At 60.4% G+C, this 25,335-nt stretch carries 26 protein-coding genes; 16 read left to right on the top strand and 10 right to left on the bottom strand.

Features of this window, described 5'->3' with window-relative positions; translation table 11 throughout:
• Positions 1–403 precede the first annotated feature (403 nt).
• The 3 genes from hrpB (at position 404) to FHT71_RS11730 (ending at position 4,849) form a co-directional block, all read left to right on the top strand.
• Positions 404–2,869, top strand: a complete 2,466-nt coding sequence (hrpB, locus tag FHT71_RS11720; protein WP_183719727.1) for an ATP-dependent helicase HrpB — start codon at positions 404–406, stop codon at positions 2,867–2,869.
• 24 nt (positions 2,870–2,893) lie between these two features.
• The gene (locus tag FHT71_RS11725) at positions 2,894–4,204 is read left to right on the top strand and encodes an ActS/PrrB/RegB family redox-sensitive histidine kinase (RefSeq protein WP_007797957.1); all 1,311 of its coding nucleotides are present in this window, start codon (positions 2,894–2,896) and stop codon (positions 4,202–4,204) included.
• 69 nt (positions 4,205–4,273) lie between these two features.
• The gene (locus FHT71_RS11730; RefSeq protein WP_007797961.1) at positions 4,274–4,849 is read left to right on the top strand and encodes an ActR/PrrA/RegA family redox response regulator transcription factor; all 576 of its coding nucleotides are present in this window, start codon (positions 4,274–4,276) and stop codon (positions 4,847–4,849) included.
• A gap of 2 nt (positions 4,850–4,851) precedes the next feature.
• On the opposite strand, the gene FHT71_RS11735 is transcribed toward FHT71_RS11730, so the two are convergent.
• Entirely contained in the window at positions 4,852–5,346 is a 495-nt protein-coding gene (locus FHT71_RS11735; protein WP_132592304.1) for an MmcB family DNA repair protein, read from the bottom strand.
• A 179-nt stretch (positions 5,347–5,525) separates the two neighbouring features.
• Between FHT71_RS11735 and FHT71_RS11740 the strand changes: the two genes are divergently transcribed.
• On the top strand, positions 5,526–6,212 hold the full coding sequence (locus FHT71_RS11740) for a L,D-transpeptidase (protein WP_183719729.1): 687 nt from the start codon (positions 5,526–5,528) through the stop codon (positions 6,210–6,212).
• A gap of 75 nt (positions 6,213–6,287) precedes the next feature.
• Here the strand turns inward: FHT71_RS11740 and FHT71_RS11745 are convergent, their stop codons facing one another.
• The 6 genes from FHT71_RS11745 to hslV form a co-directional block, all read right to left on the bottom strand.
• A complete protein-coding gene (locus tag FHT71_RS11745; RefSeq protein WP_132592308.1) occupies positions 6,288–8,459 on the bottom strand; it encodes a malate synthase G in 2,172 nt (723 codons plus the stop codon).
• Between the two features lie 91 nt (positions 8,460–8,550).
• Positions 8,551–9,963 (bottom strand): cytochrome P450, encoded by a 1,413-nt coding sequence (locus FHT71_RS11750; RefSeq protein WP_132592310.1) that lies wholly within the window; start codon positions 9,961–9,963, stop codon positions 8,551–8,553.
• A 52-nt stretch (positions 9,964–10,015) separates the two neighbouring features.
• Entirely contained in the window at positions 10,016–10,963 is a 948-nt protein-coding gene (locus FHT71_RS11755) for a DUF1402 family protein (RefSeq protein WP_132592312.1), read from the bottom strand.
• Between the two features lie 189 nt (positions 10,964–11,152).
• Complete coding sequence (hslU, locus tag FHT71_RS11760) at positions 11,153–12,460, bottom strand: ATP-dependent protease ATPase subunit HslU (protein ID WP_132592314.1); 1,308 nt, start codon at positions 12,458–12,460, stop codon at positions 11,153–11,155.
• The gene (locus FHT71_RS11765) at positions 12,457–12,978 is read right to left on the bottom strand and encodes a GNAT family N-acetyltransferase (protein ID WP_007797982.1); all 522 of its coding nucleotides are present in this window, start codon (positions 12,976–12,978) and stop codon (positions 12,457–12,459) included. The genes hslU and FHT71_RS11765 overlap by 4 nt, the downstream gene beginning before the upstream one ends.
• Positions 12,965–13,492 carry an ATP-dependent protease subunit HslV gene (hslV, locus tag FHT71_RS11770; RefSeq protein WP_007797985.1) on the bottom strand — a complete coding sequence of 176 codons (528 nt, stop codon included), beginning with the start codon at positions 13,490–13,492 and terminating at the stop codon, positions 12,965–12,967. The genes FHT71_RS11765 and hslV overlap by 14 nt, the downstream gene beginning before the upstream one ends.
• Positions 13,493–13,671: 179 nt before the next feature.
• Here hslV and hisB point away from each other — a divergent pair, with 179 nt between their 5' ends.
• From hisB to coaA, 7 genes are read left to right on the top strand one after another with little or no spacing between them, the layout of a single operon-like run.
• Positions 13,672–14,280, top strand: coding sequence for an imidazoleglycerol-phosphate dehydratase HisB (hisB, locus tag FHT71_RS11775; RefSeq protein ID WP_007797989.1), 609 nt, complete (start codon positions 13,672–13,674; stop codon positions 14,278–14,280).
• Between the two features lie 23 nt (positions 14,281–14,303).
• A complete protein-coding gene (locus FHT71_RS11780) occupies positions 14,304–14,789 on the top strand; it encodes a DUF2628 domain-containing protein (protein ID WP_132592316.1) in 486 nt (161 codons plus the stop codon).
• Entirely contained in the window at positions 14,789–15,439 is a 651-nt protein-coding gene (hisH, locus tag FHT71_RS11785) for an imidazole glycerol phosphate synthase subunit HisH (protein ID WP_132592318.1), read from the top strand. Before FHT71_RS11780 ends, hisH begins: the two co-directional genes overlap by 1 nt.
• A gap of 27 nt (positions 15,440–15,466) precedes the next feature.
• The gene (hisA, locus tag FHT71_RS11790; RefSeq protein ID WP_007797999.1) at positions 15,467–16,216 is read left to right on the top strand and encodes a 1-(5-phosphoribosyl)-5-[(5-phosphoribosylamino)methylideneamino]imidazole-4-carboxamide isomerase; all 750 of its coding nucleotides are present in this window, start codon (positions 15,467–15,469) and stop codon (positions 16,214–16,216) included.
• Positions 16,213–16,995 (top strand): imidazole glycerol phosphate synthase subunit HisF, encoded by a 783-nt coding sequence (gene hisF, locus FHT71_RS11795; RefSeq protein ID WP_183719731.1) that lies wholly within the window; start codon positions 16,213–16,215, stop codon positions 16,993–16,995. The genes hisA and hisF overlap by 4 nt, the downstream gene beginning before the upstream one ends.
• Before the next feature lie 15 nt (positions 16,996–17,010).
• Entirely contained in the window at positions 17,011–17,334 is a 324-nt protein-coding gene (locus FHT71_RS11800) for a phosphoribosyl-ATP diphosphatase (RefSeq protein ID WP_132592322.1), read from the top strand.
• Positions 17,331–18,326 carry a type I pantothenate kinase gene (gene coaA / locus FHT71_RS11805; RefSeq protein WP_007798008.1) on the top strand — a complete coding sequence of 332 codons (996 nt, stop codon included), beginning with the start codon at positions 17,331–17,333 and terminating at the stop codon, positions 18,324–18,326. Before FHT71_RS11800 ends, coaA begins: the two co-directional genes overlap by 4 nt.
• On the opposite strand, the gene FHT71_RS11810 is transcribed toward coaA, so the two are convergent.
• The 3 genes from FHT71_RS11810 to FHT71_RS11820 all read right to left on the bottom strand — a co-directional run bounded on the left by FHT71_RS11810 (position 18,323) and on the right by FHT71_RS11820 (position 21,077).
• Positions 18,323–18,934: an alpha-ketoglutarate-dependent dioxygenase AlkB gene (locus tag FHT71_RS11810; protein WP_132592324.1), complete on the bottom strand. Its 612-nt coding sequence runs from the start codon at positions 18,932–18,934 to the stop codon at positions 18,323–18,325. The genes coaA and FHT71_RS11810 overlap by 4 nt on opposite strands.
• Before the next feature lies 1 nt (position 18,935).
• Positions 18,936–19,370, bottom strand: a complete 435-nt coding sequence (gene arfB, locus FHT71_RS11815) for an alternative ribosome rescue aminoacyl-tRNA hydrolase ArfB (protein ID WP_007798015.1) — start codon at positions 19,368–19,370, stop codon at positions 18,936–18,938.
• Positions 19,371–19,466: 96 nt separating this feature from the next.
• Positions 19,467–21,077, bottom strand: coding sequence for a phosphoenolpyruvate carboxykinase (locus FHT71_RS11820; RefSeq protein ID WP_183719733.1), 1,611 nt, complete (start codon positions 21,075–21,077; stop codon positions 19,467–19,469).
• A 341-nt stretch (positions 21,078–21,418) separates the two neighbouring features.
• On the opposite strand from FHT71_RS11820, the gene FHT71_RS11825 reads away from it, so the two are divergent.
• The 5 genes from FHT71_RS11825 to FHT71_RS11845 all read left to right on the top strand — a co-directional run bounded on the left by FHT71_RS11825 (position 21,419) and on the right by FHT71_RS11845 (position 25,316).
• Positions 21,419–22,150: a response regulator transcription factor gene (locus FHT71_RS11825; protein WP_193385410.1), complete on the top strand. Its 732-nt coding sequence runs from the start codon at positions 21,419–21,421 to the stop codon at positions 22,148–22,150.
• Between the two features lie 106 nt (positions 22,151–22,256).
• Positions 22,257–24,020, top strand: a complete 1,764-nt coding sequence (locus FHT71_RS11830; RefSeq protein ID WP_246717984.1) for a sensor histidine kinase — start codon at positions 22,257–22,259, stop codon at positions 24,018–24,020.
• A complete protein-coding gene (locus tag FHT71_RS11835; RefSeq protein ID WP_132592330.1) occupies positions 24,017–24,469 on the top strand; it encodes a serine/threonine protein kinase in 453 nt (150 codons plus the stop codon). The genes FHT71_RS11830 and FHT71_RS11835 overlap by 4 nt, the downstream gene beginning before the upstream one ends.
• 153 nt (positions 24,470–24,622) lie before the next feature.
• Positions 24,623–25,024 carry a PTS sugar transporter subunit IIA gene (locus FHT71_RS11840; protein WP_007528763.1) on the top strand — a complete coding sequence of 134 codons (402 nt, stop codon included), beginning with the start codon at positions 24,623–24,625 and terminating at the stop codon, positions 25,022–25,024.
• Positions 25,025–25,040: 16 nt separating this feature from the next.
• Positions 25,041–25,316, top strand: coding sequence for an HPr family phosphocarrier protein (locus FHT71_RS11845; protein ID WP_007798031.1), 276 nt, complete (start codon positions 25,041–25,043; stop codon positions 25,314–25,316).
• Positions 25,317–25,335 lie beyond the last annotated feature (19 nt).

Genomic DNA, 25,335 nt, shown 5'->3' on the forward strand with positions numbered 1-25,335 from the left:
AAAGAAACTTCAGAGCGAAGGACTTCGTCGCCAGCAGCGCCGCCGCCCTCGTCAGTGATCGGGCTTATAGACCCTGCCCCTTTTCTAAGTCAACACCACCCAACAAAGTTTTTTGACATTTTTGTAACAGATTGATTCGATTGACGGATTTTCTGAAAGAGTGTTTTTGGTTGGCTTCACGACCAATGGCAGCGACTCCTGCCTGTGTCGACGGGCTCGAGGTTCTATCTCTGGCTGTATAGTTGCGCTATTCTTGAGCTCGCTGCGCCCAGAAGGCCGCATGACTTGCACGTAACGGGGCTGTGCCGGTAGTTTCACGTTCAGATATCCCTAGGGCTGACGAGATGCTTATCCTGGACGATGAGCAACTGTACCATCCCACCTATGAGACAACGACGCGCACGTGAACCGCACGACCTCCCTGCCGGACCTTCCGGTTTCGCATGTTCTTCCCGCCATTGGAGCAGCACTCGGCACGCGGGGCCGCGCAGTGCTTTCGGCACCACCGGGTGCCGGCAAGACGACACTCGTACCGCTCTACCTGTTAAACCAGGAATGGCGCGGCGACGGGAAGATCGTGCTCCTGGAGCCGCGGCGCCTCGCAGCACGCGCAGCAGCAAGCCGCATGGCATCGCTGCTCGGCGAGACCGTCGGGGAGACGGTCGGCTATCGCATGCGCCTCGACACCAGAATATCCGCCAGAACTCGGATAGAGGTTGTCACCGAGGGCGTGTTCGCCCGCATGATCCTCGACGATCCTGAGCTCGTTGGCGTCTCGACCGTCATTTTCGACGAGTTCCACGAGCGCTCCCTGGACGCCGACTTCGGCCTGGCGCTGGCGCTCGACGTGCAATCCGCCTTACGCGATGACCTGCGCGTGCTCGTGATGTCGGCAACCCTTGATGTTGCCCGCATCGCAGCGCTTCTCGATCAACCGCCTCTGATCGAAAGCATGGGACGAAGCTATCCGATCGACATCCGCCATCAGGATCGTCCGGGCGGCGAACGCATAGAAGATGCAATGGCACGCGCGATCATTGACGCCCACGCCAGCGAGAGCGGATCAATCCTCGCCTTTCTGCCCGGCCAGGCGGAGATCGCCCGGACGGCCGCGCGGCTAGAAGGACGCTTCGGGATGCAGACACTGATCGCACCACTCTACGGCAACCTGACACTGAAAGAACAGGATGCGGCAATCCGACCGGCCGAGCCCGGGACGCGCAAGGTCGTGCTCGCCACGTCGATCGCCGAGACGTCGATCACCATCGACGGCGTGCGGATCGTGATCGATAGCGGCCTGCAGCGGCTTCCTGTGTTCGAGGCATCTACCGGTATCACGCGGCTGGAAACGGTCCGCGTTTCACGCGCCTCAGCCGACCAACGCGCCGGGCGTGCGGGGCGTACCGAGCCCGGTATCGCTGTCCGTCTGTGGCATCAGGGGCAGACGGCCGCATTGCCGGCATTCACGCCACCGCAGATTCTCTCCAGCGATCTCTCCGGCTTGGTTCTCGACCTTGCCCACTGGGGCGTGCAGGATACCCGGTCGCTGTCCTTTGTCGACCAGCCGCCGGAGACGACGCTTTCGGAAGCGCGCGTGCTGTTGCGACAGCTCGGCGCACTCGGCGAGGACGGAGGACTGACTGCGCGCGGAAAGATGATGCGCGACCTTGCGTTGCCACCGCGTCTGGCCGCTATGGTGATCTCTGCCGGCGAGATCGGGCATGCGAGGGATGCGGCGGCGCTTGCCGTGCTGCTGACCGAACAAGGCCTCGGCGGCCCTAGTATAGACCTCGAAGAGCGGATGCGACGCTTCCGGTCGGAGCGCGGCGATCGCGCCGAAGGCGCGCGCCAATTGGCGGCTCGACTGGCCAAGGGTCTCGATGTCGCCAAGGCAACGGATCCCAGCCAGACGGGAAGGCTGCTGCTGCACGCCTTTCCTGACCGCATCGCGCTGCAGCGCGGTGGCAGAGGCCGGTTCCTGATGGCGAACGGACGCGGCGCGGAACTGCCGGAGACCGAACGACTTGCCGGCAGCCAGATGCTCGTCATCGCCGACCTGACAGGCCGCGCGGCGCAGGGGCGCATTTTGGCGGCAGCAGAGGTTTTGCGCGCTGACATCGAGGAAGAGTTGCCCGATGCCATTTCGATCGATGACCAGACCTTCTTCGACCGGCAAAGCCGGCAGGTCAGAGCCAGACGGGCGACACGGCTCGGCGCGATCGTCTTCGACGAGACGCCGCTGCCCCGCCCTACCGGCGAAGCCATCAGCCGTGCGCTGGCAGAAGGCGTGCGCGAGCTGGGGTTGGAACAGCTTCCCTTTTCCAAAGAGGCCATGCAGCTTCGCGAACGCATCGGCTTTCTTCACCGCAGCATCGGTGATCCGTGGCCTGATCTCAGCGACGAAGCATTGCTTGCGCGGCTCGACGAGTGGTTCGTTCCCTATCAGATGGATGCTCGAGGGATTTCCGACATTTCCTCATCGGGCCTTTCGACTGGGTTGATGGCGCTGATACCGCACGAACTGCAGCGGGATCTTTCCAACCTCGCGCCGACGCATTTCGAAGCGCCAACGGGCCAGCGGCATCCGATCCAATATGACGGCGAAGAACCGACCCTGACCATTCGTGTGCAGGAACTCTTCGGCCTCAAGCAGCATCCGGCGATTGGCGGCGGACGGCTGCCGCTGCTCCTTGAGCTGACATCGCCGGCGCACAGGCCGATCCAGACAACCCGCGATCTGCCCGGCTTCTGGGCCGGCTCGTGGAAGGACGTGCGCACCGAGATGCGCGGCCGCTATCCCAAGCACCCCTGGCCTGAGCGGCCGGAGGACGCCATGCCGACGACAAGGGTGAAACCGCGTGGTACATGAGCCCTAGCAAGCAAGGGATGCCACATGGTCGATAATGTCGAGAGTTCGCCGGAAGAGGATAGGCACAGCAGCAGACGCCTGAGACTGCAGACACTGGTGCGATTGAGGTGGCTTGCCGTCGGTGGCCAGGCCGTGACAGTGTTCATCGTTGCCTTCTGGCTGAAGTTTCCGCTTCCGCTTATCGCATGCGCGGTGCTGATCGCAGCACTGGCAGCGGTCAATTTCTACCTGATGATCCGCTATCCGCCGACGCATCGGCTCTACCCGGGCGCGGCCTTCGCGCTGCTCGGCTTCGACCTTCTGCAGCTTTGCGCGCTGCTCTTCATCACTGGTGGCCTTGCCAATCCCTTCGCCGCCCTCGTCTGTGTTCCTGTCATCATTTCCTTCGCATCGCAGCCGATCCGCTTCAGCACGGTGCTCATTCTCGTTGCGATGGTCTGCATTACCATCCTCGCCTTCTCGCCCTTTCCCTTGCCGTGGTTCGACGGAGTCGAGATCAATGTCCATACCGTGATGCAGTTCGGCGTCTGGTGCTCGATCGCATCGACCATGGCCTTCGCCGCCTTCTACGCCTACCGCGTCTCGATGGAGGCGAGCCAGCTGGCCGACGCCTTGGCTGCAACCGAACTTGTGCTGCAGCGGGAGAAACACCTTTCACAGCTGGACGGCCTTGCCGCCGCTGCAGCACACGAGCTTGGCACGCCGCTCGCCACTATCAGCGTCGTCGCCAAGGAGATGGAGCGAGAGTTGAAAGACGACGATCGCTTTCGCGAGGATGTGCAGCTCTTGCGCAGCCAGAGTGAGCGGTGTCGCGATATCCTGCGGCGCCTGGCGACACTTTCCGCGGAAGGCGAGGCACATCTTCGGCGGCTGCCGCTTTCATCCATGATGGAAGAGATCGTGGCACCACACAGGGAATTCGGCATCAAACTCGAACTGATCGAGAAGAGCCCGCGCAAGGGCGAGCCCGTAACCGATCGCAATGCCGGTATCATGTATGGGCTCGGCAATTTGATCGAGAACGCCGTCGACTACGCCCGCGCCAAGGTCACAGTGACGGTCGAGCATGATGCTAGAAAAGTCCTCATCACGGTCGAGGACGACGGCGAGGGCTACTCTTCCGATATTCTGACCCGGATTGGCGAACCCTATGTCACAAAGAGACAGCGGGAAGACCGCGCCGGCGGGCTGGGACTTGGCCTCTTCATCGCCAAGACGCTTCTGGAGCGATCCGGCGCGTCGCTGGTGTTCGAGAACCGCATGCCGGAGACGGCCGGAGCGCGTGTCCGTGTCGAATGGCCGCGCATGCTGATCGATGCAAATTCGACAAAATGACGCTATCGGCATAATGAAAAGCGGGATACTTGACTTATATCAGGCAGGCGGTTGCCGGGATTGACGAATATGAACGAGCTTGACCACGAATCCTCCCTTGCAGATGCGGATCATATAGGTCCGGACGCCAGCCTGCTGATTGTCGATGATGACGGGCCGTTTCTGCGCCGCCTGGCACGCGCGATGGAGACGCGCGGCTTTAAGGTCGAGACAGCCGAGTCGGTCGCCGAGGGTGTTGCCAAGTCAAAGATCCATCCGCCGAAATACGCTGTCGTCGACCTACGACTTGGCGACGGCAATGGGCTGGATGTGATCGAGGCGATCCGGCAGCGTCGGGACGACACGCGGATCATCGTTTTGACCGGCTACGGCAATATTGCGACAGCCGTCACGGCGGTGAAGCTCGGCGCCGTCGACTACCTGGCAAAGCCTGCCGATGCCGACGACGTGTATGCCGCGTTGACGCAGCGGGCCGGCGAGAAGGCGGAGCTGCCGGAAAACCCAATGTCAGCCGACCGGGTACGCTGGGAGCATATCCAGCGGGTTTATGAGATGTGTGAGCGCAATGTCTCGGAGACGGCGCGGCGGCTCAACATGCATCGCCGCACGCTGCAGCGGATTCTTGCCAAGCGCGCGCCCAAATAACTCTAGATATCGTCGACTTCGAAAGGCTTGCCGTTTGCCCACTCGGCCAGCAGCAGGCGCCGGGCAGCTGCGCGAGAGAAATTCAGGGTGACCGATTTGCGTGTGGCGGGCGCAAGGCGATGCTCCGGCGCTTCGCGGATCATATGCGCGCCGTAACCGTCAGAGAGAAACAGGCCGCAATCGTCAGGGAAGATATCGAGCGGAACATCCTTGTGTGTCGCGAAGAACAGCCGATCACAATGCAGGCGATAGTCCGGCCACTTGCGGTCGACACGAAAATCCTCGATCGAGGTCTTGATCTCGATGATCCAGATCTCGCCTTTCTCCGAAATGGTGATCAGATCTGCCCGTCGCCCGCTTGCAAGCGACAGTTCGGGCAAGACGGCGTGACGCATCTCATGAAGTAAAATCTGAGTCCCGCGGCGCACGAGCATAGCTCTGTCCGACTGCCGGCCGTCTATTAACGGATTGTTATTGTAAACACTCAAAATCGTCATGGATAACCATCGGTCCGGCGCGCGCGTTGTTGCAAAAAAACCATGCGCTTCTAATTTGCCGCTGCGTATTGGTTTTGCCGCACTGCAACAGCTTGCAAAGGCAAAGTTAATCGAAAATAAACCATATTCAAAGATGGTTCAAAAGCCGTTCCTCCCAGTCTATTTCTTAAGAGACATCCATGCGCATCCGCAATGCATTTTCTGTATTCGGCCTGATGGCGACGCTCGCTCTGGCCGGTTGCTCCTCGACTACCGAGAGCGCCTCCGTCGAAGACGAGAGCGCCCCGGGGCCGACCGTCCAGACCGCGCAGATCTTCGACGACGCTTACGGCCTGACGACGGATGCGGGATATTCGCTTCCGGCGATCCCGATCCAGAAGGTTAAGCCGCAGTTCCGCCGGCAGATCGTCTCTTACGAAACCACCGAACGCCCGGGCACGATCATCGTCAACACGCGCGAGCGCTTCCTCTACTACATTCTGCCCGGCGGCAAGGCGATGCGTTACGGCATCGGCGTCGGCAAGCAGGGCTTTGCATGGGAAGGCACGGCCTACGTCGCCTGGAAGCAGGAATGGCCGACTTGGCACCCGCCGAAGGAAATGGCCGAGCGCAAGCCCGAAGTCGCGAAGTATGTCGAGGAGGGCATGGGCCCGGGCCTCAGCAACCCGCTTGGCGCGCGCGCCATGTACCTCTTCAACGAAAAGGGTCAGGATACCCTCTTCCGCCTGCACGGCACACCGGAATGGGCTTCGATCGGCACCGCTGCTTCCTCCGGCTGCATTCGCCTGATGAACCAGGACGTCATCGACCTCTACAGCCGCGTACGCCCTGGCAAGACGACCTCGAAGGTCATCGTTATCCAGTAGGCTGTCGCTGAAATAGGGTATTAAAAAGGCCGCCGGGACATTGTTTCGGCGGCCTTTTGTATTGATTTATCCTCGTCAGGCCGCCTGCTTGGCCTTCAGCTCGAGGCGGCGGCGATGCAGGACTGGCTCAGTATAGCCGTTCGGCTGCGCCCTGCCCTTTAAAACAAGGTCAAGTGCCGCCTGGAAGGCAATCGAACCGTCGAAATCGGCAGCCATCGGCGCGTAGGCTGGATCGGAGGCATTCTGCTGGTCGACGACGGCGGCCATGCGCTTCATCGTCTCGACGATCTGCGCTTCGGTCGTGACCTTGTGGTGCAGCCAGTTGGCCATATGCTGGGCGGAAATACGCAGCGTCGCACGGTCCTCCATGAGGCCGACATTATTGATGTCAGGCACCTTGGAGCAGCCGACGCCCTGATCGACCCAGCGGACAACGTAACCCAATATGCCTTGGGCATTGTTGTCGAGTTCGCGCTGGATTTCCTCCGGCGTCCAATTTGGACGGACCGCGACGGGGACCGAAAGAATATCGGAGAGCTTGGCGCGCGCACGATCCTTGAGACCATGCTGGACACGGGCGACACTGACGCGGTGATAGTGCGTCGCGTGCAGCGTCGCGGCCGTCGGGGACGGAACCCAGGCGGTGTTGGCGCCTGCCTTCGGGTGCGCGATTTTCTGCTCCAGCATCGCCGCCATCAGATCCGGCATGGCCCACATGCCCTTGCCGATCTGCGCATGGCCAGAGAGGCCGCATTCGAGGCCGATATCGACGTTCCAGTTTTCGTAGGCAGCGATCCAGGCGGCCCGCTTCATGTCACCTTTGCGGATCATCGGGCCGGCTTCCATTGAGGTGTGGATTTCATCCCCGGTGCGATCCAGGAAACCGGTGTTGATGAAGACCACACGTTCGCGGGCGGCACGGATGCATTCCTTGAGATTGATGGTCGTCCGACGCTCCTCGTCCATGATGCCCATCTTGATCGTATTGCGAGCCATGCCGAGGGCGTCCTCGACGCGCGAGAAGATCTCGGCGGCGAAGGCGACTTCCTCGGGGCCATGCATCTTCGGCTTGACGACGTAGACCGAGCCGGTGCGGGAATTCTTGCGGCGGCCGTTCGGGCCGACGTCGTAGAGCGCAATCGTGCCGGTGACCATCGCGTCCAGGATGCCCTCCGGCACTTCATTACCGTCGCGATCAAGGATAGCCGGATTCGTCATGAGATGGCCGACGTTACGCACCAGCATCAGCGAGCGGCGATGCACTTCGAAAGGCGTGCCGGCCGGATCGCTGTACTGTAGATCGGGATTGAGTTTGCGAATGAAACTCGAGCCGCCCTTCGATACCTCTTCCTGAAGGTCACCCTTCATGAGGCCGAGCCAATTGCGATAGACGACGACCTTGTCTTCGGCATCGACCGCCGCCACCGAATCTTCGCAGTCCATGATCGTCGTGATCGCTGATTCCAGCCAGACGTCGGAAATATGCGCCGGATCGCTCTTGCCGATCACTGTTGAGGCATCAATGACGATGTCGATATGGATGCCGTTGTTCTTCAGCAGGATGTGAGTCGGCGTCGCGGCATCACCTTGATAGCCGGCAAAGTGCGCTGCATCGGTCAGTGAAAGATGCTCACCATCGGTTGAGGTGACGGCCAGAGCACCCTCTCGGACAGCAAACGTCGCAACATCCTTCCAGCTCCAGCCGTCGAGCGGAGCGGCGGTGTCGAGGAAATCGCGAACCCAGGCAATGACCTTCCCACCGCGCTTCGGATTGTAGCCCTTGCCCTTCTCGGCACCGTCGGTCTCGGGAATCGCATCCGTCCCATAGAGCGCATCGTAGAGCGAGCCCCAGCGGGCGTTGGCGGCATTCAGCGCGTAGCGCGCATTCATAACGGGGACAACAAGCTGCGGTCCGGCGATCGAGGCGATTTCCGAATCGACGTTCGTGGTCGTCACCTGAAAGTCGGAACCCTCCGGCAGGATATAGCCAATGTCTCGGAGGAAGGCCTGATAGGCTTCCATATCGGTCGGCGCGCCGTGCTGGCGGTACCAATCATCGATACGAAGCTGGAGCGCATCGCGCTTTGCGAGCAGCTCCCGATTGCGCGGCGCCAGATCGTGAACGATGGTCGAGAAATCGGCAAAGAACTTGTCGGTATCGATCTTCAGCCCGGGCAGCGCTTCCTTGACCAGAAACTCATAAAGGACAGCTTCAACAGCAAGACCGTTTTTATCGATGCGGCTCATTCAATGTCTCCTAGCACCCACGCAGTTTTTTCGCATGCTGCCACTTTGCCCGGCTTTCATTCATAGTCAATTATGCAATAGTTCGAAAGATTTATGCCGATCTAGGCAAAGACCGCAGCGTGACGAGCATCGGCAGGCCGTTTTGCGGCTGCGTTGTCAGCTTTTGCACCGGCCAGGGCTTCGTCTGCTCCGTTAGATCGAAGCGGAAACGATGCATGAGCACCGCCAGAGCGATGACGGCTTCCTGCAGGGCAAAGGTTGCACCGATACAGACGCGCGGGCCGGCGCCGAACGGCAGGAACTGGAAACGACCGATCTTGCCGCGATTCTCGGGTAGGAACCGCTCCGGCATGTAGGCGCGCGGCTTGTCCCAATAGAGTTCGTGGCGATGTAGTGTCCACGGCATGATGAGGACGGTGACGCCGGACTCGATCTCGACCGTTTCACCTTTCGCGTCGGTCCAGCGATCGGCAGCAATGGCGGCGCGATTGATCGACGGTGCCGGCGGATAGAGCCGCAGCGCTTCTTCGAACGCCGCGCGGGTGTAAGGCATCAGATCGAGCCACCTCACCGGCTCAACGTCCTGCGCCAGCACGCGATCGATCTCTTCCTCCATCGCGTCGCGGAAATGCGGCGTATTCGCCACGCAGTAAAGGGTCCAGGCGAGCGCGCGTGCCGTGGTCTCATGACCGGCACCGATGAAGGTGAGAATATTGTCTTCGATTTCGTCATTTGTCAGTCCGCCGCTTTCGGCCTGCTCAAGGAGGAGGGTCAGGAAGTCGTCCGGCGCAGCAGTTCGATCGGCCCGCATGCGCGCGAGCCGGGCGTCCATGGTCTGGCGCACAATGTTGCGGAACTTGTCGAGCACCTTCTGGCCACCGATGCGGGTCACGCGTGGAACCCAGGACGGCGCGCGCAGCAAGTCCATCGGATCGACGCGCCCCATTCGGTGCAAGAGGGCGTTGACGTCATCGGCAAAGCTGTCGGAGGAAGTGACGATCTCACCCGAAAACAGCGTATCGGCGAGAATGGCGAAGGTCAGCTCCGTCATGTCGGCGGCGATCTCGAAGACCTTGCCCTCGCTGCCGGCCGCCTCGTATTTCCTCGCATAGTCCTCGGACTGACGCAGCATCTGCCCGGCAAAGCCGCTTGCATGGCGCGGCGTGAAAACTGGTGCAACCGCCTTGCGCGAGCGCTTCCAAACATCCCCTTCCGCCGTCAGCAGTCCGTCGCGCAGGATGGGACGCAGGATAAGCTGGCGAATGTCCGACATACGGTAGTTCGCGGCATTGTCGACGAGAACATGGCGGATCAGGCCGGGATCGTTGACGATCAGGGTTCTTTCACGAAAGAACCGCGTCTGGATCCACGGGAGCGTATAGGAAGGCTCACCCCAGAGCTCCAGTGGGTTGCGCAGGATCGTGCGGATGATCTCAAGACGGCCCGGCGGCACTGTTCGCGGCAGCGGCGCTGGTGGCTCAAATGGATCCGGACGCATGTCCATGAGAATTCAGCCTTTCGCGGAAGATTTTTAAGCTCTTCCGGCAAGGCAAAAGCTAGAGCAGGCGCTCCAACTCGTCCAGTTTATCATTGACCAACCAGCCGTAATAGTTCTCTTCAGGCCAGACCGTTTCGCCCGAAGCGTGGTTCTTGGCGGCAAGAGCGGCCGCGCGCTGGCGCGAATTGCCGACATTGTAGAGCGTGGCGGTCAGGCCTGGATTTCTGGAGATATCCATGTCGGCGATCTGCTTGTAGTCGTCGATCGACCGACGGATGGAGGCGGCAACGAAAGCGAGCGAGACATCAGGCTCCATGATCGCCTTGTAGACGGAACCGGCATCTTTCTCGTTCAGCTTCCCATAGCCCGACACCTTGGAGACGAGGTCCGAGAGCATGAGGGCCGTCAGCGGGTTGATCTGGCCAAGCCCGAAGGTCTGACCGGCGTAGAAGGGCTGGAAGAAAACGGCGCTGAAGCGGTTGTCCGGGAAGCTCTTGCCGTCGACCGTCTTGCCGCGGAAATCGCTCTCCCAGATATCCTCGCGGCAGCTCCAAAGCGTGTAGGAATCGCCCTTGCCGTTGCATTCGGCGAACTGCGGTCGCTTGATGAAGTCGTCCACGTCCTCGCCATTATAGGCAAAGCGGAAGCTCTCGCCGGCGTAGGATGCGGCCTTCACATAATAAGACTGCAAGCGGTCATAGGCGTCGACATTATAGGTGTGCTCGCCAACAATCGCGCCGATCACGTGGATTGGGTCGATGCCGTAAGCGGCCGAAATCTTCTTGATCTTGCCCGTCAGCTCGTGATCCGACGCCAGAAGGTCACGGACCTTCTCGTATTTGCGATCGAACGAGGTCTTCGTGCCTTTGGTGCGGCGAACCGAGGCGCCTGGAACATCCGGTTGCTCTGCATGACGATTGCCTGGCGGTACCACTTGCATGGCAAAAGCGGGCGCCGTGGTCAGCACGGCAGCAGCAATCAGGAGGCTTGTCAGAAGGCGTCGCACTATCAGCGTTCCCATCGGTTCATGGCATTGTCGCGAAACGCGCTGACTGGACCACAATCTTGGCCGAATGATGCTGGCGCCCACAACTAAACGGGCCCTTCACTAAAAAGTAAAAGGCCCGCTGTCGAGAGTTCAAGCTGTCAAAATCGCCGCATCACATCAGTAAAGACATGACCCGATGCTTGTTCATCACAGGATGAACCGGGACAGATCCGTGTTCTGCGCTAGGTCGCCGACGTGCTTGCGGACATAGTCGGCATCGATCACCACGGTCGAGCCGCCGCGATCCGGAGCGTTGAAGGAGATTTCATCCAAAACACGTTCCATGACGGTCTGGAGGCGGCGTGCGCCGATGTTTTCGACCGAGGAGTTCAGGTGGACAGCGACATCGGCCAAGGCATCGATGCCGTTATCCGTGAACTCGAGGCTGAGGCCCTCGGTCTCCATCAGCGCCTTGTACTGGCGGATAAGGCTCGCCTCGGTTTCCGTCAGGATACGGCGGAAGTCTTCCTTGGTGAGCGCGCGCAGCTCGACGCGGATCGGCAGACGACCTTGCAATTCCGGCAACAGATCGGACGGCTTGGAGACATGGAATGCGCCGGAGGCGATGAAAAGGACGTGGTCCGTCTTCACTGGGCCGTACTTCGTCGACACCGTCGTACCTTCGACCAGCGGAAGAAGGTCGCGCTGCACGCCTTCTCGCGAAACGCCAGCACCCATCCCGCCGTCGCGAGCAGCGATCTTGTCGATCTCGTCGAGGAAGACGATGCCGTCATTCTCGACCGCACGGACCGCGTCGCGCTGGATGACTTCGTTGTCGATCAGCTTGTCGGACTCGTCACGGATCAGATCCGTATAGGACGCCTTGACCGTCGTGCGGACCTTCTTGGTGCGGCCGCCCATCGCCCTACCGAACATTTCGGAAAGGTTGAGCACGCCAATGTTGGCGCCAGGCATGCCGGGAATGTCGAAGCCACCCATACCGGTGGCGGTATCGGCGATTTCGATATCGATCTCCTTGTCGTCAAGCTCGCCGCTGCGCAGCTTCTTGCGGAAGCTGTCGCGCGTCGCCGGCGAGGCCGTGGCACCGACGAGCGCATCGAGAACGCGCTCTTCCGCACTCATATGCGCCTTGGCCTCAACTTCGCTGCGCTTCTTCTCGCGGGCGAGCCCGATGCCGACCTCGACGAGGTCGCGGATGATCTGCTCGACGTCGCGGCCGACATAGCCGACTTCGGTGAACTTAGTCGCTTCGACCTTGATGAAGGGCGCACCCGCCAGTTTGGCGAGACGGCGGGAGATTTCCGTCTTGCCGACACCAGTCGGACCGATCATCAGGATGTTCTTGGGCATGACTTCGTCGCGCAGATCTGGATCGAGCTGATGGCGGCGCCAACGATTGCGCAACGCGATTGCCACCGCGCGCTTGGCCTCATGCTGGCCGATAATATAGCGATCGAGCTCGGAAACGATCTCGCGAGGGGAAAAAGTGGTCATGTGTCCGTTACTCCGGGTGCGTCCAACGCCATGAAATGCGCCGGACCGTAAATGGAAGTTCTTGTATCGACGTAGTGGAAGCCTGCTTTTTCGTAGGCCCTGATCGCCTGACGGTTTTCGGGATCCGGATCGATCACGATGCGCCTGGCGCCGCTCGCAAAGAGCTCAGCCGCCAACTGGCGGATGATGGCCGTACCATGACCCTTGCCCGTCAGCTCGGGAACTCCGATCGAAATATCGACGCCCAGCGTCCCCTTCGGCTGATCCTGATAGGGATGACCGTCTTCCAGATGAGGATCATAGCTTTGCAGGTAGCCTATCGGCTGCCCATCCATTTCCACGATCATCGGCCTTGTCTCGACGCTCTCCATCGCCTCTTCGATCGACGCAAGCTCTGTCTCGGGCGCGCCCCACCATTTCGCAACATGCGGCTCTGCCAGCCATTTTGCCACGAGGCCAAAATCCTCATGGCTGATGTCGCGGAAACGGTAATTCGGGGCGTGCTCAGCTTTCAGCATCCAGGGTTTCCACCACCACACTATGGTTCGTGTAGACGCAAATATCGGCGGCAATATCGAGGGCGCGACGCGCCACCTCTTCCGCTGACTTGTCCGTGTCCATCAGGGCGCGAGCTGCAGCGAGCGCAAAATTGCCGCCCGAACCGATCGCCATGGCACCATGCTCCGGCTCAAGAACGTCACCGTTGCCCGTGATCGCCAGCGTCACCTGCTTGTCGGCGACGAGCATCATGGCTTCGAGATTGCGGAGGTACTTGTCCGTGCGCCAATCCTTGGCGAGCTCGACGGCCGCGCGCATCAGCTGGCCCGGATATTGCTCGAGCTTCTTTTCAAGCCGCTCGAGAAGCGTGAAGGCGTCCGCGGTGGCGCCCGCGAAACCGGCAATGACTTCGCCCTTGCCAATGCGCCGCACCTTGCGGGCATTGCCTTTCATCACGGTCTGGCCGAGGCTCACCTGGCCGTCGCCGGCCATGATGACCTTGCCGCCCTTTCGGACTGTAATAATCGTTGTCATCAATACACCTTTGCCCGTCTGCCCGGGCTCGCTACGTCGGGCCGAACACCGGCCCTGTCGAGCCCTATGTAAGTGCGTGAATGCCGATTGCAAATGGCGTCGTTTTCTGGCTCCGCGGTTCTGGATATTTAGCGGCTTGCCTGATAAGGAACGCCCGTATTTCCCGATGGAGCAGCCATATGGCCGAGACCGCAGCAAGCCGCACGGGCACCGTGTCCCGCAAGACGAACGAGACTTCGGTTTCCGTTTCCGTCAATCTCGACGGCACCGGAAAGTCGAAGATTTCGACTGGCGTCGGCTTCTTCGACCATATGCTCGACCAATTGTCACGACATTCGCTCATCGACATGGAGATCGAGACCGAGGGTGATCTGCATATCGACGATCATCACACGGTCGAAGACACCGGCATCGCGATCGGCCAGGCGATTGCCAAGGCACTCGGCGACCGCCGCGGTATCACGCGCTACGCATCGATCGATCTCGCCATGGACGAGACGATGACGAAGGCAGCCGTAGACCTTTCCGGTCGTCCCTTCCTCGTCTGGAACGTCGCCTTCAGCGCGCCGAAGATCGGCACATTCGACACCGAGCTCGTTCGCGAATTCTTCCAGGCGCTTGCCCAGAACGCCGGCATCACCTTGCATATTCTCAACCATTATGGTGCCAACAACCACCATATTGCGGAGACATGCTTCAAGGCCGTTGCCCGCGCGCTGCGTACGGCGACAGAGATAGATCCGAGGCAGGCGGGCCGTGTTCCCTCGACGAAGGGCACGCTCGTCTGAGCCCCCCGAGGGAGCTTGACGATATGACTTCCAGCTACCTGGTGCTGACCGCGCCCGGCGGAACGGACACCAACCACGAGAAGACGCGCTTCATCCGCGACGGGTTCACCGTGCTCGGGTTTCTCTTCCCTTGGATATGGCTGGCCTTCCACCGGCTCTGGCTTTACGCCATCGCGGCATTTCTCCTGCAGAGCTTCGGCGGTGCTCTGGCAGACCGCGCAGACCTCTGGCCAGTCGGCGTCGCCATCACCTTCGGCACCAGTCTGCTGGTCGCGCTCGAGGGCCAGAACCTTCGTGTACGCAATCTGGTCGCGAAGGGCTGGAACGAAGCCGACCTGGTTTCGGCCGACTCGCTGCGGACCGCGGAAGAGATCTACTTTTCGAATGTTCCGACCGACACCGGCGACAGCCGCGCGGCGCCCTCGCCGCAATGGGATCCCACATCCCATGCCCCGCGACACGGCAACGCCACCTCGCTCGGTCTCTTTGGTTTTGATGGAGGACGCTGATGCGCGTCGCAATTATAGATTACGGTTCCGGCAATCTGCGTTCGGCGACAAAGGCCTTCGAACGAGCCGCGCGGGAAGCTGGCATCGATGCTGTGATCGATCTGACCGACAGGGCCGAGGCCGTAGCGGCCGCCGATCGCGTGGTGCTGCCGGGTGTCGGCGCCTATGCCGACTGCCGGCGCGGGCTCGATGCCGTTTCCGGTATGTCGGAAGCACTGATCGATGCGGTCGAGAAGAAGGCCCGGCCGTTTCTTGGCATTTGTGTCGGCATGCAGCTGATGTCGTCGCGCGGTCTCGAGAAGACTGTCACTGATGGTTTCAACTGGATTCCCGGTGACGTCGTTGAAATGACGCCTGCGGACGCCAATCTGAAGATTCCGCAAATCGGCTGGAATACGCTGGATCTGAAATCCCCTCACCCGCTGTTCGACACCATTCCGACCGGGCCGGATGGGCTGCATGCCTATTTTGTGCATTCGTATCATCTGGCGGCGAAGAACCCCGGCGACGTAATTGCGACGGCCGATTACGGCGGACCGATCACTGCTTTCGTCGGCCGCGACAACCTAGCGGGAGCCCAGTTCCATCCCGAAAAGAGCCAGAAGCTCGGCCTCGCCCTGATTGCCAATTTCCTGCGCTGGAAGCCTTAAGGCTCGCGCACTGCAAGGACAGACAGAATGATCCTATTTCCTGCAATCGACCTCAAAGACGGTCAGTGCGTTCGCCTCAAACTCGGCGATATGGACCAAGCGACCGTCTATAATCCCGACCCTGGTGCCCAGGCGAAGGCGTTTGAAGATCAGGGATTCGAGTGGCTGCATGTCGTTGATTTGAATGGCGCTTTTGCCGGTGAAAGCGTCAATGGCGCGGCAGTCGATGCGATCCTGAAGGCAACGAAGAACCCCGTCCAGCTCGGCGGTGGCATCCGCACGCTCGACCATATCGAGAACTGGCTGTCGCGTGGCCTCGCCCGCGTCATTCTCGGCACCATCGCCGTTCGCGATCCGGCACTGGTGATCGAAGCCTGCAAGAAGTTTCCCGGCCGCGTTGCCGTCGGCATCGATGCCAAGCGCGGCAAAGTTGCCGTTGAGGGTTGGGCCGAAGCATCCGAGCTCGGCGTCATCGAGCTGGCGAAGAAATTCGAAGGTGCCGGCGTTGCCGCGATCATTTATACCGACATCGATCGCGATGGCATCCTCGCCGGCATCAATTGGGCGTCGACGCTCGAACTTGCCGAAGCCGTATCGATCCCGGTGATCGCGTCCGGCGGCCTCGCTTCGATCGAGGACGTGAAGCGGATGCTCGAGCCCGACGCACGCAAGCTCGAAGGTGCGATCTCCGGCCGCGCGCTGTATGATGGACGTATCGATCCGAACGAGGCGCTGGCGCTGATTTCGACCGCACGCGCAAAGGAGATTGCTCAATGACCCTGAAGGCCCGTGTCATTCCGTGCCTCGACGTCAAGGACGGCCGCGTCGTCAAGGGTGTCAACTTCGTCAATCTGGTAGATGCCGGAGATCCGGTCGAGGCCGCCAAGGCTTATGATGCTGCCGGCGCCGACGAGCTCTGCTTCCTCGACATCACCGCTTCTTCGGACAATCGCGAAACGATCTTCGACGTCGTGGCTCGTACCGCCGAGCAGTGCTTCATGCCTGTCACCGTCGGCGGCGGCGTTCGCACCATCGCTGACATTCGCAAGCTGCTGCTTTGCGGCGCGGACAAGGTTTCGATCAATTCGGCCGCCGTCAACAATCCGGATTTCGTTGCGGAAGCGGCGGATAAGTTCGGCGACCAGTGCATCGTCGTTTCGATTGATGCAAAGCGACGGACTACGCCGGCGCAAGGCGATGTCTGCGCCTGGGAGATCTATACGCATGGCGGCCGCAATGCGACCGGCATCGACGCCGTGGATTTCGCTCGGAAAATGGTCGAGCGTGGGGCCGGTGAACTGCTTGTTACCTCGATGGACCGCGACGGAACGAAGGTCGGCTACGATCTCGAGCTGACGCGGGCCATTGCGGATTCGGTTCGGGTGCCGGTTATCGCCTCGGGCGGCGTCGGCGACCTCGACGATCTCGTGGCGGGCGTCAAGCAAGGACATGCCAACGCCGTTCTGGCCGCATCGATCTTCCACTTCGGCACCTATTCCGTCGGCGAAGCGAAGCGCTATATGTCGTCCTGCGGCATCGACATGCGTCTGGACTGAGTGGAAAGCGGAATCATGAGTGAATTTACCCTCGCCGACCTGGAAAAGATTGTCGATGCACGATCCAAGGCCTCGCCGGAGGAATCCTGGACGGCAAAGCTTGTTTCCGCCGGTCAGGCGAAAGCTGCCAAGAAACTCGGCGAGGAGGCAATCGAGGCCGTGATGGCGGCGATCGCCGATGACCGCGAGAACCTCACCTATGAAGCCGCCGACCTGCTCTATCACCTATTGGTCGTATTGAAGGTGGCGGGCATTCCGTTGCAAACTGTCATGGCGGAGCTTGAGCGCCGTACCGCTCAATCCGGCCTGAAGGAAAAGGCGAGCCGGCAAAGTTCATGAGTATCGCTAGACAGCTCATCGGAGCGCCCGAGACGCTCGATCATTTTCAGGCGAATGCCTATTCGCCCTACCACTTCTTTTCCTCCGAGGAATGGGCGCGCTTCCGTGCGGATACGCCGCTGACCCTGAAAGGGGACGAGGTCAAGCGGCTGCGCTCCATGGGCGACCCGATCGACCTTGATGAAGTGCGGCGGATCTATCTGTCGCTTTCGCGCCTTCTCTCTGCCCATGTGGAATCGTCGCAGTTGCTTTTCGAGCAGCGCAACCGCTTCCTCAGTCTCTCTGACGTCGCGAAGACGCCGTTCGTGATCGGCATCGCGGGTTCGGTGGCCGTCGGCAAATCGACAACTGCCCGTATCCTGAAGGAACTGCTGACGCGCTGGCCATCCAGCCCGAAGGTGGATCTCGTGACCACCGACGGCTTCCTGCACCCGAACGCCGTGCTGCAGCGTGAAAACCTGATGCAGCGCAAGGGCTTTCCCGAGAGCTATGATACCGGCGCGATCTTGCGCTTCCTGGCCGCGATCAAGGCCGGACAGCCGAACGTCAAAGCGCCATCCTATTCGCATCTGGTCTATGACGTCCTTCCGAACGAATACAAGATCGTCGACCGGCCGGACATCCTGATCTTCGAGGGCATCAACGTCCTGCAATCGCGCGACCTGCCGGCCGGCGGCAAGATCGTGCCCATGGTCTCCGACTTCTTCGACTTTTCCATCTACATCGATGCGGACGAAAGCCGGATTCACGACTGGTACGTGACGCGCTTCATGCGGCTGCGTGAAACGGCGTTTCGCGATCCCCACTCCTTCTTCCATCGCTATGCTTCGATCAGCGAGAAGGAGGCGCTGACGATCGCCGAAGGCCTCTGGGAAAACATCAACCTGAAGAACCTGCGGGAAAACATCCTGCCGACGCGTCCGCGCGCCGACCTGATCCTGCGCAAGGGCAACAATCACCTGATCGAACAGGTGGCCCTGAGGAAACTCTAAGGCGTTACCCGGCGAAGTGTGAGATTAATCCGGCCACCGTTTTTCAGCAGCGTCGATGTCGATGGATAGACCTTGTCGACACCGTGGAAACAAAGGCGCCCTTCCGCGCCCAAGACCACGACATCGCCGCTTGAAAGTTTGAAGGAAAGGGTACGGTCGTTGCGCGCTAGACCACCGACGCGAAAGAGGCAGCTATTACCGAGCGATATCGACACCACCGGTGCTGCGAGATCCTGTTCGTCCTTGTCCTGATGCAGGCCCATGCGCGCCTCGTCGGAATAGAAGTTGATGAGGCAGGCCTGCGGAGGCTTGTCGCAGCCGGAGACGTCGTTCCAGATTTCCAGCAACTCCGTGGGCATATCCGGCCAGGGCTTGCCCGTAACGGGATGAGTTGACTGGTAGCGATAGCCGCGCTCCTTGTCCGTGACCCAGCCGAGCGGCCCACAATTCGTCATACGCACCGACATCGGCTTGCCGGTACCGGGCATGACGGGCACGAAAAGCGGTGCGTCCGCCACGATCGACCGGATGATATCGACCAATCCCTGCTGCCGCGGTCGGTCCAGGCAGTCCGGAAGGTGACTGACGCCGTTCGGCAGCTTCAGCATATCAATCTCCGAGCGGGCGCCCACGCATCTTCTTCACCTCGGCGCGGCCCGACTTCTCCTTCAGCCGGCGTTCGATCGATCCTTTTGTCGGCTTGGTTTTCTTACGGGGCGGCGGCGGCGGTTTTGCCGCCTCGAGAATCAGCTCCTTCAGCCGCTCACGCGCGTCTTCGCGGTTGCGATCCTGGCTTCGGAAGCGGCTTGCCTCGATCATCAGCACACCTTCTTTCGACAGGCGCTTGCCAGCAAGCTTCACGGCATTCACCTTCACGCGCTCATTCAGGGAGGGTGAGTTGGGAATGTTGAAGAACAGCTGGACTGATGTCGAGACCTTGTTGACGTTCTGTCCGCCGGGGCCACCCGCCAGGACGAACTGCTCCGTCAACTCCCATCCGGCGATGGTGATTCGATCGTTGATATAAAGCGGGTCGCTGGCCATGCGATTTCTATCTCACATCGGCCGGCGCTTGGGAACAGACAAAGAAACCCGGCGAACGCCGCCGGGTTTCACGTGAATCATCAATGTTTTGGCGCGTCATTCAGCCGCGGCGCGAAACCCCGGGGCCGCATCGCGCACCCCGCCATCGACGTGGCCTTCGAACTTGGCGAAGTTCTCGATGAACATCGTCACGAGCTTGCCGGCCTGTGCGTCATAGGCGATCGGATCCTGCCACGTGGAACGCGGATCGAGGATGGCAGTCTCGACGCCCGGCACCGCGACGGGAACCGCGAAGCCGAAATTCGGATCAACGCGGAAGTCCGCCTTGCCGAGTTCGCCCGAGAGCGCTGCGCCAAGCAGCGTGCGCGTTGCCTTGATCGGCATGCGCTTTCCGGTGCCGTAAGCGCCGCCGGTCCAGCCGGTGTTGACCAGCCAGCATTCGACCCCGTGGCGGCCGATGAGATCCTTCAGGAGATTGCCGTATTCCGACGGATGGCGTGGCATGAACGGCGCACCGAAGCAGGTCGAGAAGGTCGCTTCCGGCTCGGTCACGCCCCGCTCGGTGCCGGCCACCTTGGCGGTGTAGCCCGACAGGAAGTGGTACATGGCCTGATCTGGCGTCAATTTGGCGATCGGCGGCATGACGCCGAAGGCATCGGCAGTCAGCATGATGATCGTCTTCGGGTGACCGGCAAGACCTGTCTTCGAGGCGTTCGGAATGAAATCCAGCGGGTAGGCACAGCGCGTGTTTTCCGTCAGCGAGCCATCGTTGAAATCAGGTTCGCGCTGATCGTTCAGAACGACGTTCTCGAGAACGGTGCCGAAACGCTGCGTCGTTGCATAGATTTCCGGTTCCGCTTCCGCCGACAGACGGATGGTCTTGGCGTAGCAGCCACCCTCGAAATTGAAGATGCCGTCCTCGCCCCAGCCATGCTCGTCGTCACCGATCAGCGTGCGAGCTGGATCGGCCGAGAGCGTCGTCTTGCCGGTGCCCGAGAGGCCGAAGAAGACCGCGGCATCGTCAGCCGGGCCAACATTGGCCGAGCAGTGCATCGGCATCACCCCCCTTGCCGGGAGCAGATAGTTCAGCACGGTGAAAACCGACTTCTTCATCTCGCCGGCATAGAAGGTGCCGGCGATCAGCACTTCGCCATTCGTCAGGTCGCAAGCGATGACGGTTTCCGTGCGGCAGCCATAGCGCTCGGGGTCGGCCTTGAAGGTCGGCAGGTTGATGATCGTCAGCTTCGGAGCGAAAGATTTGAGGGTCGAGCGCTCCGGGCGGATCAGCAGGTTACGAATGAACAGCGAATGCCAGGCCAACTCGGTGACGACACGCGTCGGCAGCGCATTCTTCTCATCGGCACCGCCGATGAGATCCTGAACGAACAGATCCTTGCCGGCGGCGTGCGCGAGCATGTCCTGCTTCAGGAGCGCGAAGTTCTCCGGCGACATCGGCTTGTTGTTGTCCCACCAGATCTGACCGTCGGTGTTGGCATCACGAACGACGAACTTGTCCCTCGGCGAGCGGCCGGTGTGCTGACCCGTCAACGCGCGCAACGCACCATGCGCGGTGAGTTCAGCCTCACCCCGGCGAATCGATTCTTCATAGAGGGAGGCGGCCGTAAAGTTATAGCGAGCGCTGTTTGCACTCCCCAAACCGATCGTCGCCAGCTCTATCGCCGGGTTGTGGACTCCGAACAGCTCCATGGTCTTTCCCTTCCCTTGAGGCTCGTGCCGTTAAGAACTGAGGCTGACCGTACGGGCGGCTTTTTTAAAACGCAATAGCAGAAAATCAATAAAACGTAGTAATATCAAACTATTAATCGATTTAAATTTTCCTGTGATATTTTAAATCGTTTGAATCAGAAATGGCTGGATTAAATGGCGACACCACTTTTGGTTGCCTTCAAAACTTTACAGCAATCTCACCCTTTATCTTTGCCACAATTTGTTCCACCTTTATCCCCATAAGCGCATCCGGTTCACAAAGGCCGCCTGGGGACCTTCTAAATACCTGGAGACGCGCATAGATGACGGAGACGAATACCATGCCGACAATCGCGCTCGTTGACGACGACCGCAATATCCTCACCTCGGTATCGATCGCACTCGAGGCCGAAGGATACAAGGTCGAGACCTATACCGATGGCGCCTCCGCCCTCGACGGTCTCCTCGCCCGCCCGCCGCATCTTGCCATCTTCGACATCAAGATGCCTCGCATGGACGGCATGGAACTCCTGCGCCGCCTGCGACAGAAATCCGACATGCCGGTTATCTTCCTCACCTCCAAGGATGAGGAAATCGATGAGCTGTTTGGCCTGAAGATGGGCGCCGACGACTTTATTACCAAGCCGTTCTCGCAGCGTCTTCTGGTCGAGCGTGTGCGCGCCGTCCTGCGCCGCGCATCGAGCCGCGAGGCTGCCGCCGCGGCCGGCGGTGCTGCTCCAAAACCGGGCACCGCACAGCAGCTTGCCCGCTCGCTGGAGCGCGGCCAACTGGTTATGGACCAGGAACGCCACACCTGCACATGGAAAGGTGAGCCGGTGACGCTGACGGTGACCGAATTCCTCATTCTGCATTCGCTGGCCCAGCGTCCGGGCGTCGTCAAAAGCCGTGACGCATTGATGGATGCGGCTTATGACGAGCAGGTCTATGTCGACGATCGCACCATCGACAGCCACATCAAGCGGCTCCGCAAGAAATTCAAGATGGTCGATACCGACTTTGATATGATTGAAACGCTCTACGGAGTGGGGTACCGCTTCCGCGAAGCAGCCTGACGCCGAAGCGGCGCGGCATCTGAGAATTGTCGAGAGCTGGTGATCGCGAAAGCGGCCCGCTCTCCGAAAGGGCCTGTCGTTGGCACAGTTGGTGCAGGAAAGGGATCTGGATGAGGCGGAAGGCGTAAGCAGTCGCCGCGTCAGGGGACGACGCTGGTCACATCCCTTCACGATCATCCGCCGCATCTTCGGCAATGCCGTCTTTTCCAGCCTGACACGCCGCATCCTCTTCTTCAATCTCGCGGCGCTTGTCGTCCTGGTCGGCGGCATTCTCTACCTCAATCAGTTCCGCGAAGGGCTGATCGACGCCCGCGTCGAAAGCCTTCTGACGCAGGGCGAAATCATCGCGGGCGCCGTCTCGGCTTCCGCTTCGGTCGACACGAACTCGATCACGATCGACCCGGAAAAGCTGCTCGAACTGCAGGCTGGCCAGAGCATTACCCCGGTGCCGAACGACGAGGACCTCGAGTTCCCGATCGACCCGGAAAAGGTCGCGCCGGTCTTGCGCCGCTTGATTTCACCGACGAGAACCCGTGCGCGCATTTTCGATGCCGACGCCAACCTGCTGCTCGACTCTCGCCACCTCTATTCGCGCGGCCAGGTCCTGCGTTTTGATCTGCCGCCGGTGGATGACGAGGAGCAGACCTGGAGCCAGTGGTTCACGACGATCTTCAACAAGGTTCTGCAGCCTGGAAACCTGCCGCTGTACAAGGAAGCGCCGGGCGGTGATGGCTCCATCTATCCCGAGGTGATGAACGCGCTGACCGGCGTGCGCGGCGCCGTGGTTCGCACCACGGAGAAAGGCGAGCTGATCGTTTCGGTCGCCGTTCCGATCCAGCGCTTCCGCGCTGTTCTCGGTGTGCTGCTGTTGTCCACGCAAGCAGGCGATATCGACAATATCGTCCACGCCGAGCGCCTCGGCATCATGCGCGTGTTCGGGGTCGCGACGCTTGTCAACGTTCTGCTGTCTCTTGTTCTCTCCTCGACAATCGCCAACCCACTGCGGCGTCTATCCGCCGCCGCCATCCGTGTTCGCCGCGGCGCAAAGGAACGCGAGGAAATTCCGGACTTTTCCGCACGTCAGGACGAGATCGGCAACCTCTCAATTGCGCTGCGCGAGATGACAACAGCTCTCTACGACCGTATCGACGCGATCGAAAGCTTTGCGGCCGACGTCAGCCACGAACTGAAAAACCCGCTGACGTCGCTCCGCAGCGCCGTCGAGACACTCCCACTCGCCAAAACGGACGATTCCAAGAAACGGCTGCTTGACGTCATCCAACATGACGTTCGCCGCCTCGACCGCCTGATCAGCGATATTTCCGACGCCTCCCGTCTCGATGCCGAGTTGGCGCGGGTCGATGCAGGTTCGGTCGATCTGGAAATCCTGCTTCGCGACCTCATCGACGTGTCTCGGCAAATTCGCAGTCGCAAGAAAGAAGTGCAGATTGAGTTCGCCATCGAGCGCAAGCCGGGCGTCAGGACGCGCTTCGTGGTGAACGGCCACGACCTGCGCATCGGCCAGATCGTTACCAACCTGATTGAGAACGCGCGCTCCTTCGTGCCGGAGCATGACGGCAGGATTACCGTGCGGCTGGTCAGAACGCGCTCTCGCTGCATCGTTTACGTCGAGGATAACGGGCCGGGCATTCAGGCCGAAAACATCGATCGTATTTTCGAGCGCTTCTATACCGATAGGCCGGAATCTGAGGGCTTCGGGCAGAATTCTGGCCTCGGCCTGTCAATCAGCCGCCAGATCGCCGAGGCACATGGCGGTTCGCTGCGCGCGGAGAACATTATCGATCCCGAGAGCGAAAAGCTGCTCGGAGCGCGCTTCATCCTCGCCCTTCCCGCCAATACCACCGCATGACGGACACCCCTTCGAACATCCACGCAACCGCTATCGTCGTCGGCAGCACCGGTCTTCTTTTCATGGGCCCTTCGGGATGGGGAAAGTCGATGCTCGCCTTTGCTTGCATCAACGAAGCGCAGCGCATGGGCATGTCGGCGATACTCGTTGCCGACGACCAAGTGCTGATCTCAAAACAGGATGGAACGGTGATTGCGACGTGCCCTGCCACGATTGCCGGTTTGATCGAATTGCGCGGCACCGGCATCGTCCGACTGCCGCACACGGAAAGCGCGGTGATGCACTATGCTGTTCTTCCAGGAAGCGTGTCCGGAGAAAAACGGTTGCCGCCTGTAGGTGAGCGGACGACTATTGCCGACGGCATAGATCTGCCAGTCATTCGGTTGCTGGCTAATACTCCCTTGCCGCTGGCGGTATTGATGGCAAAAGCGCCCGATATAGGAGAGTAATGCCTGCGGAATCGGCAAATCCGGCCTATAAAGTCGTATTTTTGTCTTGCGCTTCGGCTTTTCATCGCCAAGATGTGCCCCCACGGTGGACGCGATTGCTGCATTGCGATATTGGGCCCACCGTTTGCATATGCCATTAGGAGCAGTAGTATCATGATCGGACTTGTGCTTGTCACTCATGGCAAGCTGGCTGAAGAGTTTCGTCATGCGGTCGAACACGTCGTCGGTCCTCAGAAATTCATCGAAACGGTCTGTATCGGTCCCGAAGACGACATGGACCAGAGGCGACAAGATATCCTGGAAGCAGTGTCCCGTGCCGATGACGGCCATGGAGTCGTCATCCTGACTGACATGTTCGGTGGTACCCCCTCCAACCTGGCAATATCCGTTATGAGCAGTGGCCACACGGAAGTCATCGCCGGCATGAATCTGCCGATGCTGATCAAGCTTGCCGGCGTACGCGGCGAGAACAACATGGAAAAGGCACTCGTCGAAGCCTCCGAAGCCGGACGGAAATACATCAACGTCGCGAGCCGCGTCCTCAGTGGCAAATAGTGAGCACACCGCGCCCATGACGGCACTCTCCCGAGAAATTCTGATCATCAACAAGCGCGGACTGCACGCACGCGCTTCGGCAAAGTTCGTTCAGCTGGTGGAGAATTTCGATGCCGCCATCACTGTGTCGAAAGACGGAATGACGGTCGGCGGAACGTCGATCATGGGATTGATGATGCTGGCGGCAAGCCCCGGTTCCAGCGTCCTTGTTTCCGCCAGCGGTAACCAGGCAGCACAGGCGCTCGACGCGCTGGACGAGCTGATCCAGAACCGGTTCGGCGAGGAAATGTGAGCCCCTCGCGGCTCATATA

The organism is Rhizobium sp. BK060 (assembly GCF_014193145.1).
GTDB lineage: Bacteria > Pseudomonadota > Alphaproteobacteria > Rhizobiales > Rhizobiaceae > Rhizobium.

Coding starts and splice junctions, on each gene's coding strand:
- FHT71_RS11750 (WP_132592310.1), bottom strand. CDS start 9,963: ATGGACATGCGTCCGGATCCATTTGAGCCACCAGCGCCGCTGCCGCGA.
- FHT71_RS11730 (WP_007797961.1), top strand. CDS start 4,274: ATGAACGAGCTTGACCACGAATCCTCCCTTGCAGATGCGGATCATATA.
- FHT71_RS11835 (WP_132592330.1), top strand. CDS start 24,017: ATGACGGACACCCCTTCGAACATCCACGCAACCGCTATCGTCGTCGGC.
- FHT71_RS11725 (WP_007797957.1), top strand. CDS start 2,894: ATGGTCGATAATGTCGAGAGTTCGCCGGAAGAGGATAGGCACAGCAGC.
- hisA (WP_007797999.1), top strand. CDS start 15,467: ATGATCCTATTTCCTGCAATCGACCTCAAAGACGGTCAGTGCGTTCGC.
- FHT71_RS11810 (WP_132592324.1), bottom strand. CDS start 18,934: ATGCTGAAGCTGCCGAACGGCGTCAGTCACCTTCCGGACTGCCTGGAC.
- FHT71_RS11845 (WP_007798031.1), top strand. CDS start 25,041: ATGACGGCACTCTCCCGAGAAATTCTGATCATCAACAAGCGCGGACTG.
- FHT71_RS11825 (WP_193385410.1), top strand. CDS start 21,419: ATGCCGACAATCGCGCTCGTTGACGACGACCGCAATATCCTCACCTCG.
- FHT71_RS11745 (WP_132592308.1), bottom strand. CDS start 8,459: ATGAGCCGCATCGATAAAAACGGTCTTGCTGTTGAAGCTGTCCTTTAT.
- coaA (WP_007798008.1), top strand. CDS start 17,331: ATGAGTATCGCTAGACAGCTCATCGGAGCGCCCGAGACGCTCGATCAT.
- arfB (WP_007798015.1), bottom strand. CDS start 19,370: ATGGCCAGCGACCCGCTTTATATCAACGATCGAATCACCATCGCCGGA.
- FHT71_RS11740 (WP_183719729.1), top strand. CDS start 5,526: ATGCGCATCCGCAATGCATTTTCTGTATTCGGCCTGATGGCGACGCTC.
- FHT71_RS11780 (WP_132592316.1), top strand. CDS start 14,304: ATGACTTCCAGCTACCTGGTGCTGACCGCGCCCGGCGGAACGGACACC.
- FHT71_RS11840 (WP_007528763.1), top strand. CDS start 24,623: ATGATCGGACTTGTGCTTGTCACTCATGGCAAGCTGGCTGAAGAGTTT.
- FHT71_RS11820 (WP_183719733.1), bottom strand. CDS start 21,077: ATGGAGCTGTTCGGAGTCCACAACCCGGCGATAGAGCTGGCGACGATC.
- FHT71_RS11800 (WP_132592322.1), top strand. CDS start 17,011: ATGAGTGAATTTACCCTCGCCGACCTGGAAAAGATTGTCGATGCACGA.
- hslV (WP_007797985.1), bottom strand. CDS start 13,492: ATGACAACGATTATTACAGTCCGAAAGGGCGGCAAGGTCATCATGGCC.
- hisH (WP_132592318.1), top strand. CDS start 14,789: ATGCGCGTCGCAATTATAGATTACGGTTCCGGCAATCTGCGTTCGGCG.
- hslU (WP_132592314.1), bottom strand. CDS start 12,460: ATGACCACTTTTTCCCCTCGCGAGATCGTTTCCGAGCTCGATCGCTAT.
- FHT71_RS11735 (WP_132592304.1), bottom strand. CDS start 5,346: ATGACGATTTTGAGTGTTTACAATAACAATCCGTTAATAGACGGCCGG.
- FHT71_RS11765 (WP_007797982.1), bottom strand. CDS start 12,978: ATGCTGAAAGCTGAGCACGCCCCGAATTACCGTTTCCGCGACATCAGC.
- hisB (WP_007797989.1), top strand. CDS start 13,672: ATGGCCGAGACCGCAGCAAGCCGCACGGGCACCGTGTCCCGCAAGACG.
- hisF (WP_183719731.1), top strand. CDS start 16,213: ATGACCCTGAAGGCCCGTGTCATTCCGTGCCTCGACGTCAAGGACGGC.